General features: G+C 71.3%; 12 protein-coding genes. 4 read left to right on the top strand and 8 right to left on the bottom strand.

Translation table 11 applies throughout. The features are described 5' to 3' along the window. Positions 1 to 8: 8 nt before the first annotated feature. The 5 genes from fadD5 to RWK90_RS08180 are packed head-to-tail and all read right to left on the bottom strand — an operon-like array spanning position 9 to position 6883. The gene (gene fadD5 / locus RWK90_RS08160) at positions 9 to 1595 is read right to left on the bottom strand and encodes a fatty-acid--CoA ligase FadD5 (RefSeq protein ID WP_314036618.1); all 1587 of its coding nucleotides are present in this window, start codon (positions 1593 to 1595) and stop codon (positions 9 to 11) included. A gap of 43 nt (positions 1596 to 1638) precedes the next feature. Next, complete coding sequence (locus RWK90_RS08165) at positions 1639 to 2436, bottom strand: enoyl-CoA hydratase (RefSeq protein WP_314036620.1); 798 nt, start codon at positions 2434 to 2436, stop codon at positions 1639 to 1641. Continuing rightward, on the bottom strand, positions 2433 to 3419 hold the full coding sequence (locus RWK90_RS08170) for a nitronate monooxygenase family protein (RefSeq protein WP_314037106.1): 987 nt from the start codon (positions 3417 to 3419) through the stop codon (positions 2433 to 2435). The genes RWK90_RS08165 and RWK90_RS08170 overlap by 4 nt, the downstream gene beginning before the upstream one ends. Continuing rightward, a complete protein-coding gene (locus RWK90_RS08175) occupies positions 3419 to 5623 on the bottom strand; it encodes a 3-hydroxyacyl-CoA dehydrogenase NAD-binding domain-containing protein (RefSeq protein WP_314036622.1) in 2205 nt (734 codons plus the stop codon). Before RWK90_RS08175 ends, RWK90_RS08170 begins: the two co-directional genes overlap by 1 nt. A gap of 42 nt (positions 5624 to 5665) precedes the next feature. Next, complete coding sequence (locus tag RWK90_RS08180; RefSeq protein ID WP_314036624.1) at positions 5666 to 6883, bottom strand: acetyl-CoA C-acetyltransferase; 1218 nt, start codon at positions 6881 to 6883, stop codon at positions 5666 to 5668. Positions 6884 to 7043: 160 nt separating this feature from the next. Between RWK90_RS08180 and RWK90_RS08185 the strand changes: the two genes are divergently transcribed. Continuing rightward, the gene (locus RWK90_RS08185) at positions 7044 to 8366 is read left to right on the top strand and encodes a TetR/AcrR family transcriptional regulator (protein ID WP_314036626.1); all 1323 of its coding nucleotides are present in this window, start codon (positions 7044 to 7046) and stop codon (positions 8364 to 8366) included. 40 nt (positions 8367 to 8406) lie between these two features. Here the strand turns inward: RWK90_RS08185 and RWK90_RS08190 are convergent, their stop codons facing one another. Genes RWK90_RS08190 through RWK90_RS08200 form a run of 3 tightly spaced genes read right to left on the bottom strand, consistent with a single transcriptional unit; the run spans position 8407 to position 12194 of the window. Further along, positions 8407 to 9624, bottom strand: coding sequence for an oxygenase MpaB family protein (locus tag RWK90_RS08190; RefSeq protein ID WP_314036628.1), 1218 nt, complete (start codon positions 9622 to 9624; stop codon positions 8407 to 8409). Continuing rightward, entirely contained in the window at positions 9621 to 10691 is a 1071-nt protein-coding gene (locus tag RWK90_RS08195) for an oxygenase MpaB family protein (RefSeq protein ID WP_314036630.1), read from the bottom strand. Before RWK90_RS08195 ends, RWK90_RS08190 begins: the two co-directional genes overlap by 4 nt. Before the next feature lie 6 nt (positions 10692 to 10697). Then, a complete protein-coding gene (locus RWK90_RS08200) occupies positions 10698 to 12194 on the bottom strand; it encodes an aldehyde dehydrogenase family protein (RefSeq protein WP_314036632.1) in 1497 nt (498 codons plus the stop codon). Between the two features lie 124 nt (positions 12195 to 12318). On the opposite strand from RWK90_RS08200, the gene RWK90_RS08205 reads away from it, so the two are divergent. The 3 genes from RWK90_RS08205 (at position 12319) to RWK90_RS08215 (ending at position 14847) form a co-directional block, all read left to right on the top strand. Beyond that, positions 12319 to 13461 (top strand): acyl-CoA dehydrogenase family protein, encoded by a 1143-nt coding sequence (locus tag RWK90_RS08205; RefSeq protein ID WP_314036634.1) that lies wholly within the window; start codon positions 12319 to 12321, stop codon positions 13459 to 13461. Continuing rightward, positions 13458 to 13973: a GXWXG domain-containing protein gene (locus RWK90_RS08210; RefSeq protein ID WP_314036636.1), complete on the top strand. Its 516-nt coding sequence runs from the start codon at positions 13458 to 13460 to the stop codon at positions 13971 to 13973. The genes RWK90_RS08205 and RWK90_RS08210 overlap by 4 nt, the downstream gene beginning before the upstream one ends. A gap of 73 nt (positions 13974 to 14046) precedes the next feature. Next, the gene (locus RWK90_RS08215) at positions 14047 to 14847 is read left to right on the top strand and encodes an LLM class F420-dependent oxidoreductase (RefSeq protein ID WP_314036638.1); all 801 of its coding nucleotides are present in this window, start codon (positions 14047 to 14049) and stop codon (positions 14845 to 14847) included. Positions 14848 to 15011: the final 164 nt, after the last annotated feature.

Here is a 15011-nt window from a genome sequence, read left to right on the forward strand (position 1 = left end):
GCCGGAGGTCAGACGCCCACGGTGCCGTGCTCGGCGCGAAGCGTGCCCTTGACCACCTTGCCGCTGGCGTTCCGCGGCAGCTCCTCCACGTGGACCAGGTGCTTGGGCAGCTTGAAGCCGGCGAGCTTGTCGCGCAGCCACTCGTTCAGCTCCTCGAGGGTGAGGTCGGGCCCGCCCTCGTGCTGGGCCACGACCGCGACGGGGACCTCTCCCCACTTGTCGTCCCGGCGCCCGATGACCGCGACCTCGCGGATCCGCGGGTGCCCGGCGATGATGTTCTCCACCTCCGCGCAGTAGATGTTCTCGCCGCCGGAGATGATCATGTCCTTCTTGCGGTCCACCACGTAGACGAAGCCCTCCTCGTCCATCCGGACCAGGTCGCCGGAGTGGAACCAGCCGCCCTCGAACGCCTCCGCGGTCTCCCGGGGCTTGTTCCAGTACCCCGACATCATGGTGGGGCCGCGGTAGACGATCTCGCCGACCTCGCCCGGGCCGACCGGCTCGCCGAACCCGTCGATGACCCGCGCCTCGATGGTGGGGATGACCTTGCCGACGGAGCCGAGCTTGCGGATGGCGTCGTCACCGTCGAGCGCGCAGGTGATGGGGCTCATCTCGGTCTGCCCGAACACCGCGCAGTTGAGGGCGTCGGGGAAGGTCTCCGCCATCGCCCGCAGGATGGTGTCCGTGGACGGGGCGGCGCCCCACGAGATGTTGCGCAGGGACAGGCTGCGAGGCCGGGCCTGCTGCTCCGCGCAGACGGCCTGCCACTGCACGGGGACCAGGAAGATGCTGGTGATCTTCTCCGCCTCGAGGGTGTCCAGGAGGGCGGCCGGGTCGAAGGCCTGGAGCGGGTGGATCACCGTCACCCCACCGAGCTGCAGGCTCGGGGCGATCGAGCCGAGAGCCGCGATGTGGAACATCGGCGCCGCGCACAGGGCACGCCCGTCCTCGTCGAAGAGGCGGAAGACCCGGATGCAGGTCAGCGACTGTGCCGTGAGGTTCTGGTAGGACAGCATGGCGCCCTTGGGGCGGCCGGTCGTGCCGGAGGTGTACATGATCAACGCGGTGGTGTCCTCGGGGACGTCGACCGGCTCGTGCGGCGTGCCCTCCTCGGCGAGCGCGTCGGCGTAGCTCGTCTGGTCCGGGGTGCCGCTCTCGCCGCCGATCACGATGTGCTGGCCCGGCTCCTCCCCCTGGGCCCGGATGGCCGGGACGAGCGGGGCCAGCATCGCGTCGGTGACGACGACCTTCGGCGTGCAGTCGCTGACGAGGTACGCGAGCTCCCCGGGGGTGAGTCGGAAGTTCACCGGCACCGCGATGGCGCCGAGTTTGTTGATGCCCAGCACCGCCTCGACGAACTCCGGGTTGTTCAGGGTGATGAGCATGACCCGGTCACCCTTGCCGACACCGCGGCGCGCGAGCGCGTCGGCGAAGCGGTTCGTGCGATCGCGCAGTTCACGCCAGGTGGTGGTCTGCCCGAGGTACCGGAGTGCCTCGGCGTCGGGCTTCATCTCGGCGTGGATGGAGACCCACGTGTTCCAGTGGTTGCGACGCGCCGCGTGCAGCTCGGCGATGGGGTCCGTGGCGGTGGTCATGGTCTCGGCCTTTCGTGGCGACGGTGGGTGGGAGGTGGGTCGGTCAGGTGAAGTTCGGGCGTCTCTTCTCGAGCACGGACTTCACGCCCTCGGCGAAGTCCTCGGAGACGAGCAGTTCGCACTGCCCCTCGTGTTCACGCCGGAGGGCCTCGTCGAGCTCGGTGAGGGCGGCCAGGGTGACGGCCCGCTTGGTCAGTTCGAGCGCCCGGCGGGGTCCCCGCGCCAGGCGGCGGGCCGATTTCTGAGCGGCCTCGTGTAGCTCGGCGGCCGGCAGGACGTCCACGACCAGGCCCACGTCACGCGCCTCACCCGCCGACACCGCGTCCCCGCGCAGCAACATGCGCGAGGCCACCGACCGCCCGACGGACGCGGGGAGCAGGACGCTGGCGCCGCCGTCGGGCATGAGCCCGATGTTAGTGAAGGCGAACAGCAGGTAGGCGTCCTCGGACATGAACATCAGGTCCGCGGCCAACGCGAGGGAGACCCCGACCCCGGCGGCCGGCCCGTTGACCGCCGCGATGACCGGCACGGGGGCCCGGAGCACGGCGTGCACCAGGTTGTTGGCGGCGTCCATCGTGACGTCGGGAGCGATCGCGTCGCCCGACGAGCCGGATTCACTGGCGGCCTGGAGATCGGCCCCGGTGGTGAAGGCCCCGCCCTCGCCGGCGAGCACGATGACGCGCGTGTCGTCCTGCGCACCGACCTCGGCGATCACCTCGCCGAGCGCGGCTAGGGTCTCGTAGTCCACGGCGTTCATCCGCTCGGGGCGGTTGATCGTGATGGTGACGACGCCGATGTCGTCCCGGTCGATGCGGAGGGCGTCCCGCCCCGAGGCGGTCATCGGACCGCCTCCGAGACACCGACCATCCCGGCCAGGCGGGAGGTGATGATCTCCTCCGCCTCCGTCATCATGCGGTCGACGAGCTCGGCCACGGTGGGCACGTCGTCGATGAGCCCCTGACACTGGCCGGCGGTCCAGATGCCGGCGTCGAGGTCCCCGTCCTCGAAAACCTTGCGCCCGCGGGCGCCGGCGACGAGATGCTGGATGTCGGAGAACTCGGCACCCTCGGACTCCTTGGCCACGACCTCGGCCGAGATCGCGTTCGCCGCGACCCGGGCGGTGTTGCGCATGGTGCGGAAGATGAGCTTGGTGTCGAGCTCGGTGTTGGCGACGATCTGCTGCTTGACCTGCTCCGCGACCGGGGACTCGGCCGTGCACATGAAGCGGGTGCCCATGTTGGCGCCGTCGGCGCCCAGGGCGAGGGCGGCGACCATGCCGCGCGCGTCGGCGATCCCTCCGGAGGCGAGGATCGGGATCGTGAGCCTGGAGGCCGCCGCGGGGATGAGGACGAGCCCGGGGACGTCGTCCTCTCCCGGGTGCCCGGCGCATTCGAAGCCGTCGATGGACACGGCGTCCACGCCGAGCTTCTCGGCCTTGAGGGCGTGGCGCACGGAGGTGCATTTGTGGATGACCTTGATGCCGGCGGAATGGAACACCGGCAGGTGCTCGGAGGGGTTCGACCCGGCGGTCTCGACGATCTTCACGCCCGACTCGACGATCGCCTGTCGGTACTCGGCGTAGGGCGGCGGGTTGATCGCCGGCAGGATCGTGAGATTGACGCCGAACGGCTGGTCGGTCATCTCCCGGCAGCGGGCGATCTCCCGGACCAGGTCCTCGGGCGTCGGCTGGGTGAGGCCCGTGATGATGCCGAGCGCCCCGGCCTCCGACACGGCGGCGGCGAGTTCGGCCCGGCCGACCCACATCATCCCGCCCTGCACGATCGGGTGGCGGACGCCGAACTCCTCGGTGAAGCGGGTGCGGATCACGGCTGGACCTCCTCGTAGGTGCCGCCCGAGGCGGCCTTCGAGCGCAGGGACTCGGGCGGGGTGAACCGGTCGCCGTAGCGCTGCGCGAGTTCCTCGGCCCGGGCCACGAACCCGGGCAGGCCGCCGGGGTACTGGTCCATGTAGCGGGCGACGCCGCCGGTCCAGCCGGGGAAGCCGATGCCGAGGATGGAGCCGACGTTGGCGTCGGTGGTCGTCTCGAGGACGCCTTCGTCGAGGCATTTGACGGTCTCGATCGCCTCGGCGAAGAGCATGCGGTCGATCGCGTCCTGCAGCGGGATCTCGGTGGTACCGCCGAAGGCGTCGGCAAGGCCGGGCCACAGTCCGGCCCGCTTGCCGGTCTCGGGGTCGTAGTCGTAGAACCCGGAGCCGGTCGAACGACCCTTGCGGTCGAATTCGTCGATCATGCGGTCGAGCACCGCGTTGCCCGGGTGGTCGGGCAGCTCGCGCCCTTCCGCCCGCGCGGCCTCGCGGGTCTCGTCCCGGATCTTGCGGGGCAGGGTCAGGGTGAGCTCGTCCATGAGGGCGAGCACCGGCGCGGGGTAGCCGGCCTGCGAGGAGGCCTGCTCGATGGTCGGCGCCGGGACGCCCTCGGCGAGCAGGGCCATGCCCTCGCTGGTGAAGGTGCCGATGACGCGGGAGGTGAAGAATCCGCGGGAGTCGTTGACCACGATCGGGGTCTTGCCGATCTGGGCGACCAGCGCCAGGGCCCGTCCGAGGGTGTCCTCGGAGGTCTCGGCGCCCTTGATGATCTCGACCAGCGGCATCTTGTCGACCGGGGAGAAGAAGTGCAGGCCGATGAAGTCGGCGGGCCGGTCCACGCCGCCTGCGAGCATCGTGATGGGCAGGGTGGAGGTGTTCGAGCACAGCAGGGCCCCCGGTGCGAGGTGCGGGGCGATCTCCGCGAACACCGCCTCCTTGACCTTCGGGTCCTCGAAGACGGCCTCGATGACGGCCTGCGCGCCGTCGGCCGCGGCGGCGTCGGTGGTCGGGGTGATGCGCGCCAGGAGGGCGTCGCCCTTGCGCTGCGCCTTCTCCCGCGCCTCGCCTTCCGCCGCGCGGGCGACCGTCTTGGCGACGAGCTTCTCGGAGTAGCCCTTCCCGCGCTCGGCGGCGGACTGGTCGATGTCCTTGAGGACGACCTCCATGCCGGCCTTGGCGCACACGTAGGCGATCGCGGCGCCCATCATGCCGGCGCCCAGGACGACGACCTTCCCGACGGGCTCGCGGTCCGCCGAGCCGTACTTCTTCGCCAGGCCGTTGGCCTTCTGCATGTCGAAGAAGAACGCGCGGATCATGTTCTTGGCGGTCTGCCCGGTGGCCAGGCCGGCGAAGTAGCGGGCCTCGACCTTCTCCGCCGCGGCGAAGTCGAGCCCGGCGCCCTCCACCGCCGCCGCCATGATGGCGACGGGGGCCGGGTAGGGCGCGCCCTTGAGCTGCTTGCGCAGCATGGCCGGGAAGGCGGGCAGGTTGGCGCCGAGCGCGGGGTTGGACGGGGTGCCGCCGGGCATGCGGTAGCCCTTGCGGTCCCACGGCTGGGCCGCCTCGGGATTGGCCTTGATCCACTCCTTGGCGGCGGGCAGCAGGTCCTCGGGCCCGGCGACGAGCTCGTCGACCAGGCCGATCTGGTGCGCCTTCCCGGGGCGCATGCGCTTGCCCTCGAGCAGCACCTCCATGAGCGCGGTGGCCACGCCGAGCATCCGCACGGTGCGGACGATGCCGCCGCCACCGGGCAGCAGGCCGAGTCCGACCTCGGGCAGGCCCAGCTGGACGGCCGGGGAGTCCACCACGATGCGGCGGTGGGCCGCGAGGGCGATCTCGAGGCCGCCGCCGAGCGCGGCGCCGCCGATGGCGGCCACGACGGGCTTACCCAGCGTCTCGAGTCGCCGCAGGGGGGCCTTGGCGCGCTCGACGGTCTGGATCGCGAGGTCGGCGGCGTCCGCGGGGATGGACAGGATGTCGCCGAGGTCGCCACCGGCGAAGAAGGTCTTCTTGGCGGAGGTGAGGACGACTCCGGTGACGTCGTCGATCTCCGACTCGAGCCGGTCGACCGCCGCCTCCATGGAGGCGAGATAGTCGGCGTTCATGGTGTTGGCGCTCTGGTTGGGGTCGTCCATGGTGAGGACGACGATCCCGTCGGCGCCACGCTCGTAGGTGATGGTGTTGGTGAAGTCGCTGCTCATTGAGGTGTTCTCGTCCTTATGGGGCTGGAGGCCGGCGCTTGTCTACAGGCGTTCGATGATGGTGGCGATGCCCATCCCGGCTCCCACGCAGAGGGTGGCGAGGGCGTAGCGGGCGTCGCGGCGTTCCAGTTCGTCCAGGGCGGTGCCGAGGATCATCGCGCCGGTGGCGCCGAGCGGGTGGCCCATGGCGATCGCGCCGCCGTTGACGTTGATCTTCTCCATCGGGACGTCGAGGTCCTTGGCGAACTTCATGGGCACGGCGGCGAACGCCTCGTTGACCTCGAACAGGTCGATGTCGTCGATCGTGAGATCGGCCTTGGCCAGCGCCTTGCGGGCGGCGGGGGTCGGTCCGGTGAGCATGATGGTCGGCTCGGACCCGACGACCGCGGCGGAGACGATCCTCGCGCGGGGCGTCAGCCCGTTGCGCTCGCCCGCCGCGGCGTTGCCGATGAGCATCGCGGTGGCGCCGTCGACGATGCCGGAGGAGTTGCCGGCGTGGTGGACGTGGTCGATCTTCTCGACCGAGTGGTACTTCTGCAGGGCGACGGCGTCGAAGCCGGCCTGCTCGCCGAGGGCGGCGAACGAGGGCTTCAGACCGGCGAGGTCGTCGGCGGTGGTGCCGCGGCGGATGTGCTCGTCGTGGTCGAGCACCACCCGGCCGGCGAGGTCGACGACGGGGACGACCGAGCCGGCGAACCGGCCGGAGTCCCAGGCTGCGGAGGCGAGCTCCTGGGAGCGGGCGGCGAACTCGTCCACGTCGCGACGGGAGAATCCCTCGAGGGTCGCGATGAGGTCGGCGCCGATGCCCTGGGGCACGAACGAGGTCTCGTAGTTGATGCGGGGGTTCTGCGCCCAGGCGCCGCCGTCGGAACCCATGGGGACGCGCGACATCGACTCCACGCCACCGGCGATCACGAGGTCCTCCCATCCGGCGCGGACCTTCTGCGCGGCGAGGTTCACCGCCTCCAGACCCGAGGCGCAGAAGCGGTTCTCCTGGACGCCCGCCACGGTCTCCGGCAGTCCCGCCGCGATCGCCGCGATACGCGGCAGGACCGCGCCCTGCTCGCCGACGGGGCCGACGATGCCCATGACCACGTCCTCGATCTGCGCGGGGTCGAGGCCACCGTTGCGCTCGACGACGGACCGCAGGACGCCCACGGCGAGGTCGATCGGGGCGACGCTGTACAGCGAACCACTGGACTTGCCCCGTCCGCGGGGCGTGCGCACCGCGTCGTAGATGTAGGCCTCGGGCACTGACATGGGTGGGAGATCCCTTCCGCGTTCGTGTTCACGTGGGCGCCGACACGGCTATCACGTGGATCCGATCACATATATGTGTGAATTGGGGTTTACTATCGCCACTGTATCCCGTGTTGTCAAGATCACACCTGGTTCCGCCGAACCCGAGAGCCGAGGCGCCGTGACCCTGCCTCCCCCGCCCCACCGGCCCGTGCTGGTGGCTCCTGCCGCGGGTACGCGACGTGCGGAGATCGCGCTCGTGGCGGCCGAGGAGTTCACCCGTCGCGGCTATCACTCGACCCGTGTGGAGCACATCGCCGAGCGGCTCGATCTCTCGCCCGGGGCGCTCTACCGGCACGTCCCGGGCAAGTACGAGATGTTCCGGGACGCGGTGGCCGTGCTGGTGTCCGAGCTCGAGGCCGCCACGACCGCCGGTGTCGGCCCGGTCGCCGGGGAGGGTGACGCGTTGGGGCGGTTGGTCGAGTCGATCACCCTGGCCACGCTGGCGCACCGCTCGCGTGCGGCCCTGTACCGCTGGCAGGCGCGGTACCTGGGTCCCGAGGACCGCGCCGCGGTGGTCGCCGCCGACGCCCGCGTGCGGGGTCGGCTCGCCGCGGCGGTCCGGGGACGACGACGAGGTGGGGCGGCCGAAGGGGCGGGGTCCGCGGCCGGGGCGATCCTGTCGTGCATCTCCTCGCTGGGCCATCACCGGATCGGGATCGCGGATTCCGATGCCGTGGCGTTGATGACCGCGATCGCCGGGGACCTCGCGGCGTCCGTGCCGCCCCCGCGCCCCGGGCCGTCCCCGGCCGCGCCGTCACCAGCCGGGCCGTCACCGGCCGGGCCATCGCAGGCCGGGCTGTCACCAGCCGGGTCATCACAGACCGGCCGGCTCCGGAGTGGCGCCCTCGGCGGCGAGTCCCTCCGAGGTGGCGCGGCCACCCGGGAGGGCGCGATCGCCGCCGCGATCGCGCGCTTCCACTCGTCGGGGTACGACAGCGTCACCATGGAGGCGATCGGGGCGGACGTGGGCGTGGCGGCGTCCGCGCTGTACCGGCACTTTCCGGGGAAGTCGGCCCTGCTCACGGCCGTCGTGGACAGGACCGCCGTGCTGGTCGGGGACCTGCTGGACAGGCACGCCGCCTGGCCCGGCGCCGACGCCGAGCCGGCCGAGGTGTTGGCGGATCTGCTGGAGCAGTATGTGGCGATCGCGTTCTCGCACGGCCCGGACCTGATGCTGTACCACTCGGAGCTCGGGTCGTTGAGTGCGGACGACCGGCGTCGGATCCGTCGCGCACAACACGGCCAGCTGGACCGGTGGGCGGGACTGCTCCTCGAGGCCGCGCGTGCGCGGGGTGGCCCGCGGCCCGACCCCGATGACGCGCGCATCCGGGTCCACGCGGCCCTGGCCGTGGTGCTCGACGGTGGTCGCGCCACAAATTTCGACCCGTCGGTGTCGACGCGCCTCGGGCAGCTGGCGCGTCTGGTCCTGCTGCCCCGCTGAGCCGATCGGCGCGGGCGCGGAACCCGGTTGACCGCTCCGCTCAGACGAGCGGCTGCACCGTTCCGCGGGAGTACCGCGTGATCTGTCGACGGATGCGGCGGTCCCCTCGCCGCTCGAGCGCCCGACGCACCCTCGGCGACACCAGCGCCGCCCCGTGCACGAGGGCATTGGCGGGGATGATCACCGCCGGATACCACGGCACGGCGGGCCGCTGCCCGAGTTCACGCATCCCGGCCGGGCCGTTGAGGTAGGTCGCGGTGGCCCGGTGGCGGGCCACCTCGACACGTCGACGCAGCGGGGCCAGCCGGGGGAACTCGGTCATCCCGTAGGAGTCCAGCAGTGACCCGGCCAGCACCACGGAGTTGGCGTCGGGCGGCGGGGACGTGCGCAGGAAGTGGTACATGTCCCGCAGGGCCCGGCGGGGTTGCTCGTGAAGGAAGTCCTCGTCGACGCCCAGGACGCGGCCGATCCAACGCCACAGGTGCATGACGGCCCTCGCCTCACGGGGGGAGTGCGGGATCCCCAGCACGAGCGTGCCCAGCAGGAACGTCGCGGAGAACAGCCCGTTGGTGGCGGCCATGTCGCCCTGGTTGATCGGCAGGCCCTTGGCCCCGGTGTCCCAGCCCTTGTCCAGCATCGCCCGGTTCACCCGCGCGTGCATCAACCGGACGTGGACGGTCATCTCCCAGCCGGGTGCGCCCGGGCGCCACCCGCCCGGCGTGGCGACCGCGTGCCACCACGCCATGGTCTCGGCGACGCGGCGGGAGGTGCGCTCCCCCGTGAGCCGTCCGGTCGAGGTGAGGACCTCCGTGGTGGCCGACGGCCGGTAGCCGCCGAGCAACGCCAGATCGCCGAGCACGTCCTGGCCGGTCAGCCCGGCCCGCAGGCAGGCGCGGGCGCCCCGGTCGGCCACGTCCGGGTCGAGCCAGCCGGGAAGGTCGGTGACCGACAGGACGAAGGCGTGGACCTCCTCCGGCTCGTCGGCCGGCACCGGGCCGCCGGCGACCGCGGCGTCGAGCGCCGCCCGCAACCGCGACGTGGACGTGTCCCCGCGGGAGATGGCCTCGAGCACCGCATCCGCCACGGGATCACCGCTCGTCAACGCCCGCGAGATCCTCGCGCGCTCGGCCGGGGTCGGACCCGAGCGCGTGTCGGCGAACGGGCGCAGCATGCGCGCGGCCCGGCGCCCCCACGCCTCGTCGGCGGCGAACCGGGCCGGAGCACCCGCCGGGCGGGCCGGTGCGACCCGGAGGGTCATGCCACGGCCTCTCCCGATGCACCGTGCGCCACCGGGCAAGCGCCCATCCGGTCGCGCGGCTGGATCGGACACGCCCCCAGGTCCGCGGGCCGGTAGCCCTCCGGGTAGCCCGGGTAGGTGCGGTTCTCCGTCCCGCGCGAACCGAGCTCGCGGCGGCGGACCGGCATCCAGCGGACGACCTTCGACCGCGCGCGCAGGGCCGCGTAGGCGGCCTTCCGGAACGCCGGCGGCTGCCACGGGAACCCGAACGCCCGGGTCATGTCGTCGTCGATCAGCGACTGCACCACCCTGCGTACCACCGGCCTGACCGGCTCCGGGTACCACGAACACATGAGGTCCAGGGTGTACGTGCCGATCAGCTCGTTGTTCCGGTCGTAGCGCATGGTGCGCGCCTCGTAGTCGTCCCGCCAGCGACGGAACTCCCCGATGTCCTCGGGGATGTCGGCGATCTTCATCCGCTGCCCCACCCCGCGGTAGAAGTGGAACGCGGCCAGCCGCTCGTTCGGGTGCAGGCGGCGCCACCCGTTGGCGTCGATCCACTCCAGCGGCTCGTAGATGAACGTCGACAGCACGTACAGCATGTCGTCGTTCGTGATCTCGTACCGCGCGTGCTGCCGGTTGATCACCCGCAGCGCCTCCTTGCCGCGCGGCGAGTCGTACCCGTGCTCCACGAGTTCCACCATGAGCAGGGCGGTGTCGTCGTACCGCTTCTGCGGGTGGTCCCGGAAGTTGCCGGCCTGTTCCAGCACCGCCGAGACCGAGGGGATGCAGTAGGTCCGGTACAGGGCCAGCTCGAGCGCCCGCTGGTAGTCCCACGGGAACTCGTACGTCGAGGTGATGCGGTGGATCTCCGGCGCGTCCGCCACCGGGTCGAGCGTCGCGATGAGATCCCGCCAGTACCACCGCCCGGGCTTGAGCGGGACCCGTGCCGTCAGCGGGTGTTCGACTGCCGGCTCCACGACGAGCTCGGCCGGGATGGTTCCGAACACCCCGGGAAGGGCGGGCCGGTCGGAGTCGGACGCCCTCGTCGTCGTCTCTCCGGTCCTCTCGGGAGTGGTGGCGGTCATGTCACATCACAGCTTTCCCTGGACGTTGGCGAGCATCCACTTGACGATCTTGATGTCGCGCGGCTTGCGGGTCATGGTCATCAGGTTCAGCGGCGCCGTGAACTTCTGCGCGGTGATGGCCTTGGGGCGGGCGAACTCCCGCAGGCCGTCGGCGCCGTGGATCCGGCCGAAGCCCGAGTCCCCCGAGCCACCGAACGGCAGCGCCGGGATGCCGGCGAACGCCAGGAAGGAGTTGACCGACACCATCCCCACATCGAGCTTCTCCGCCAGGGCCAGGCCCCGCTTGCGGTCGCCGGTGAAGATCGAGCCGCCGAGCCCGTAGCTGCTGGCGTTGGCCTTCTCCACGGCCTCGTCCAGATCCACCACCGGGTTGATGACGACAGTGGGTCCGAACGTCTCCTCGGTGACCGCGCTCGAGTCCTCGGGGACATCGACCAGCACGACCGGCTCGACGATCTTCTCGCCCACCGAGTCCTCGCCGCCCAGAACCGCCCTGCCCCCGCGGGCGATCGCGTCCTTGACGTGCCGGCGGATGATGTCGACCTGCGACGGCAGGGTCATCGGACCGTAGCTCGACGCGACCGAATTGCCCGGCTTCAGCGCGCGGACCTTGTCGGTGAACTTCTGGACGAACTCGTCCCGGACGTCCTGGTGGACGTAGATCCGCTCGACGCCCGCGCACGTCTGACCCGCGTTGCCCATCGCCCCGAACACCGCCTGGTCGGCCGCCGCGTCCAGGTCCGCGTCCCTGTCCACCAGTAGCGCGTCCTTGCCGCCGCCCTCGATCACGACCGGCGTGAGCGTCTCCGCACAGGCGGCCATGACCTTCCGACCCGTCGCGGCGGAACCGGTGAAGGCCAGCTTGTCGACCCCGGCCCGGCACAACGCCGCGCCGGTCGAGCCGTCGCCGGTGATCGTCTGGATGAGCGGCTGGGAGGCACCGAGCGAATCCCACACCTCGGCGAGCCACACGCCCACGCCCGGGGTGAGCTCACTCGGCTTGAACACGACCGCGTTCCCGGCCGCCATCGCGTACGACAGGGTGCCCATCGGCGTGAACACCGGATAGTTCCACGGTCCGATCGCCCCGACCACGCCGTAGGGCTGGTACTCCACGTACGCCGCCTGGTTGGACATCAGCAACCCCGCGGACACCGGGCGCCGACGCAGGACCTTGTCGGCGTTCTTGGCCGCCCACTCCAGATGGCTCACGGCGAGCATGACCTCGAGTGTCGCGTCCTCGTCCGGCTTTCCGGTCTCGGCAGAGATCAACGACGCGAGTTCCTCGGCCCGGGAGGAGATGGCGCGCTTGTACTCCAGCAGCCACTCACGGCGTCCGCGCGGGCCCTGGTTGCGCCACCAGCGGGCGGCGGCCCGGGCCCGTTCGACGGCCAGCGCGACCTCCTCGGGGCCGGCGATCGGATACTCCGCGAGGACGGTGCCGTCACGCGGATCCAGGCTCGCGAAGGTGGGTCCCGTCTTGCTGGGCTCGGTGGTGGTCATGAGTGGTCCTTCCGCCTCAGATCACATATATTTGATGTAGCGTACCGTGATACGTGCCACATTAGTGGACCGTGCCCGTTCCCGATACCCCACCGACCTCCACCCACAGAAACTGAGGCGAGAAGTGTTCGACATCCTCACCGAAGAGCAGCGTGACTTCGCCAGATCCATCGATGACTTCTGCGCGCGCGAGGTCGGCAGCGTCGAGAAGAGGCGCGAGCTCACGACGGAGGGCGGCACCCACTCGCCCGAGATCTACTCCAAGATGGCCGACCTCGGCTGGCTCGGCCTGACCGTGCCCGAGCAGTACGGCGGCTCCGACGCCGGCGCGGTCGAACTGTGCCTGCTCCTCGAGCACCTCCTCAAGGGGATGGCCCCCATCGGCGGTATCGGCCCGACCCTCATCACCGCCGCCGCCTATCAGAAATTCGGCAGCGAGGAACAGCGCCGGCGCGCCCTCGAGCTGGTCGTCAAGGGCGGCACCCTGTCCATCTCCATGTCCGAGCCCGGCGCCGGGTCCGACGTCGCGGCGCTGCGCTGCAGGGCCGAGCGCGACGGGGACGACTGGGTGATCAACGGCCAGAAGACGTGGTGCTCCAACGCCCACTTCGCCGACCGTATCCTCCTCGTCGCCCGCACCGACTCCTCGGGCAAGAAGCACGAGGGCATCACCATGTTCGACGTGCCGGCCGGCATCGAGGGTCTGCAGATCACGGGCATCGAGACCATGGGCGGCAAAGAGGTCAACGACCTCTACTTCACCGACGTGCGCCTGCCCGCGGACTCCGTGGTCGGCGAGGTCGGCGGCGGCTGGAAGCAGCTCATGACCGGCCTCAACACCGAGCGCCTCATCCTGGCCGCCATGCAGCTCGGGGTCGCCCAGCGCGCCTTCGACGACTGCCTGGCGTTCATCAAGGAACGCGAGCAGTTCGGCCGTCCCGTGGGATCGTTCCAGGTCATCCGCCACCGCATGGCCGACCTCGCCACCGAGATCGAGGCCACCCGCCTCCTGATCTACGCGGTGGCCAGGAAGGTCGACGAGTCCGACCCGGCCGCCCTCTTCCCGCGCGAGGCGTCGATGGCCAAGCTCAAGGCGTCCGAGCTCAGCAAGCGCGTGACCCTCGAGTGCATGCAGTCGATGGGTGGCTACGGATACGCCACCGAATACGGCATGGAGCGCATGGTCCGGCAGGCCGTCGTCTCGACCATCTACGGCGGCACCAACGAGGTCCAGCGCGACATCATCGGAAAGACCCTCGGGTTGTGAGCGCGGCCGCCGCGACCGGCACAGGCGGCTCCGGGGCCGCGGCCGAGCTCGACCGGATCCGCGCACTGGAGGCCGTCCCGTCCGACCGGGTCGTCGCACTGTGGGACTCCCTGGCGCCCGTGCGCGTCGAAGACATCGCCGGCTCGCGTTGGCGGGGTACCGGCCTGGACACCGGTCACCCGATGTACGGCACCCTCGGGACCATGCGGTGGTGGGGCAAGGACTTCACCCACGCGCGCAAGGTCGATCCCATCCTCGTCACCGACGACGCCGGCGGGATCGTCGCCGACACCACCGCGACCGGGGGCGGGGGGGCCTCACTGTGGGAGGTCACCTTCCGGGGCCGCCCGACCGCCTCGATGGTGTACGACCGACTGCCGGTGATCGACCACTTCGCCGTCGTCGACACCGGCCCGGACGGCCGCCCGGCGACGCTGCTCGCGGTGATGAACGGACGCGGCACGCTCCACGAGGGCGAGCACTTCTGGTTCGTGCTCGAGCGCGACGGCTGATCGCGCGCCGGCACCGGGGTCCCGCTCCCCTCACCGGGTGCGGGGCCCCGGACCCGACCGCACAATGGGACGCATGACCCCGAGCACCGACCGCCCGGTCCGCATCGCCGTCCAGCTGCAGCCGCAGCACACCCCCGACTACGCACGACTGCGCGACGCCGTCTCCCGCTCCGAGGACGCCGGCGTCGACGTGGTCTTCAACTGGGACCACTTCTTCCCCCTGTACGGCGATCCCGACGGCGCCCACTTCGAGTGCTGGACGCTCCTCGCGGCGTGGGCCGAGCAGACCGAACGCGTCGAACTCGGCGCCCTGGTCACCTGCAACAGCTACCGCAACCCCGACCTGCTGGCGGACATGGCGCGGACCGTCGACCACATCTCGGGCGGCCGCCTCATCCTGGGCCTCGGCAGCGGCTGGTTCGAGCGCGATTACGCCGAGTACGGCTACGACTTCGGCACCAAGGGGTCGCGTCTCGACGACCTCGGCGACTCGCTCGAGCGGATCGAGCAGCGGTTCGCCGCGCTCACCCCCGCGCCGACCCGAGACATCCCCGTCCTGCTCGGGGGCGGCGGCGAGAAGAAGACGCTGCGGCATGTGGCGCGGCACGCCGACATCTGGCACTCGTTCGTGGACGTGGAGACCTACCGCCACAAGTCCGCCGTCCTGGCCGGTCACTGCGCCGACGTGGGGCGCGATCCGGCCGAGATCGAACGGTCCACGGAGATCGGCGGCGCCAGCACCCCGGACGAGGCGCGCCGCCTGGCCGACGACCTGCACGCGGAAGGCGTCACCCTGTTCACCGTGGGGCTCAACGGCCCGGACTACCCGCTGGATCTGGTCGAGTCGCTGGTCGCCTGGCGCGACGGCCGCTGACAACGCCTCGGCCCCCGCTCGCACCGAACCCGCGAACCCCCGGGCCCCGGGCCCCGGGCCCCGGGCCCCGGGCCCCGGAAATCCGCTACCCCGCCTCGGGATCCGCTACTCCTACGAGGGTGGCGGATCCGGATTCCGGGTAGCGGATGTGGGTCGCAACGGCT

The organism is Dietzia sp. CH92 (genome assembly GCF_032248695.1).
Classification (GTDB): Bacteria; Actinomycetota; Actinomycetes; order Mycobacteriales; family Mycobacteriaceae; genus Dietzia.

What these genes read in the sequence shown, in the direction of transcription:
- fadD5 (WP_314036618.1), bottom strand. Translation starts at nt 1,595, where the DNA reads ATGACCACCGCCACGGACCCCATCGCCGAGCTGCACGCGGCGCGTCGC.
- RWK90_RS08165 (WP_314036620.1), bottom strand. Translation starts at nt 2,436, where the DNA reads ATGACCGCCTCGGGGCGGGACGCCCTCCGCATCGACCGGGACGACATC.
- RWK90_RS08175 (WP_314036622.1), bottom strand. Translation starts at nt 5,623, where the DNA reads ATGAGCAGCGACTTCACCAACACCATCACCTACGAGCGTGGCGCCGAC.
- RWK90_RS08180 (WP_314036624.1), bottom strand. Translation starts at nt 6,883, where the DNA reads ATGTCAGTGCCCGAGGCCTACATCTACGACGCGGTGCGCACGCCCCGC.
- RWK90_RS08190 (WP_314036628.1), bottom strand. Translation starts at nt 9,624, where the DNA reads ATGACCCTCCGGGTCGCACCGGCCCGCCCGGCGGGTGCTCCGGCCCGG.
- RWK90_RS08195 (WP_314036630.1), bottom strand. Translation starts at nt 10,691, where the DNA reads ATGACCGCCACCACTCCCGAGAGGACCGGAGAGACGACGACGAGGGCG.
- RWK90_RS08200 (WP_314036632.1), bottom strand. Translation starts at nt 12,194, where the DNA reads ATGACCACCACCGAGCCCAGCAAGACGGGACCCACCTTCGCGAGCCTG.
- RWK90_RS08215 (WP_314036638.1), top strand. Translation starts at nt 14,047, where the DNA reads ATGACCCCGAGCACCGACCGCCCGGTCCGCATCGCCGTCCAGCTGCAG.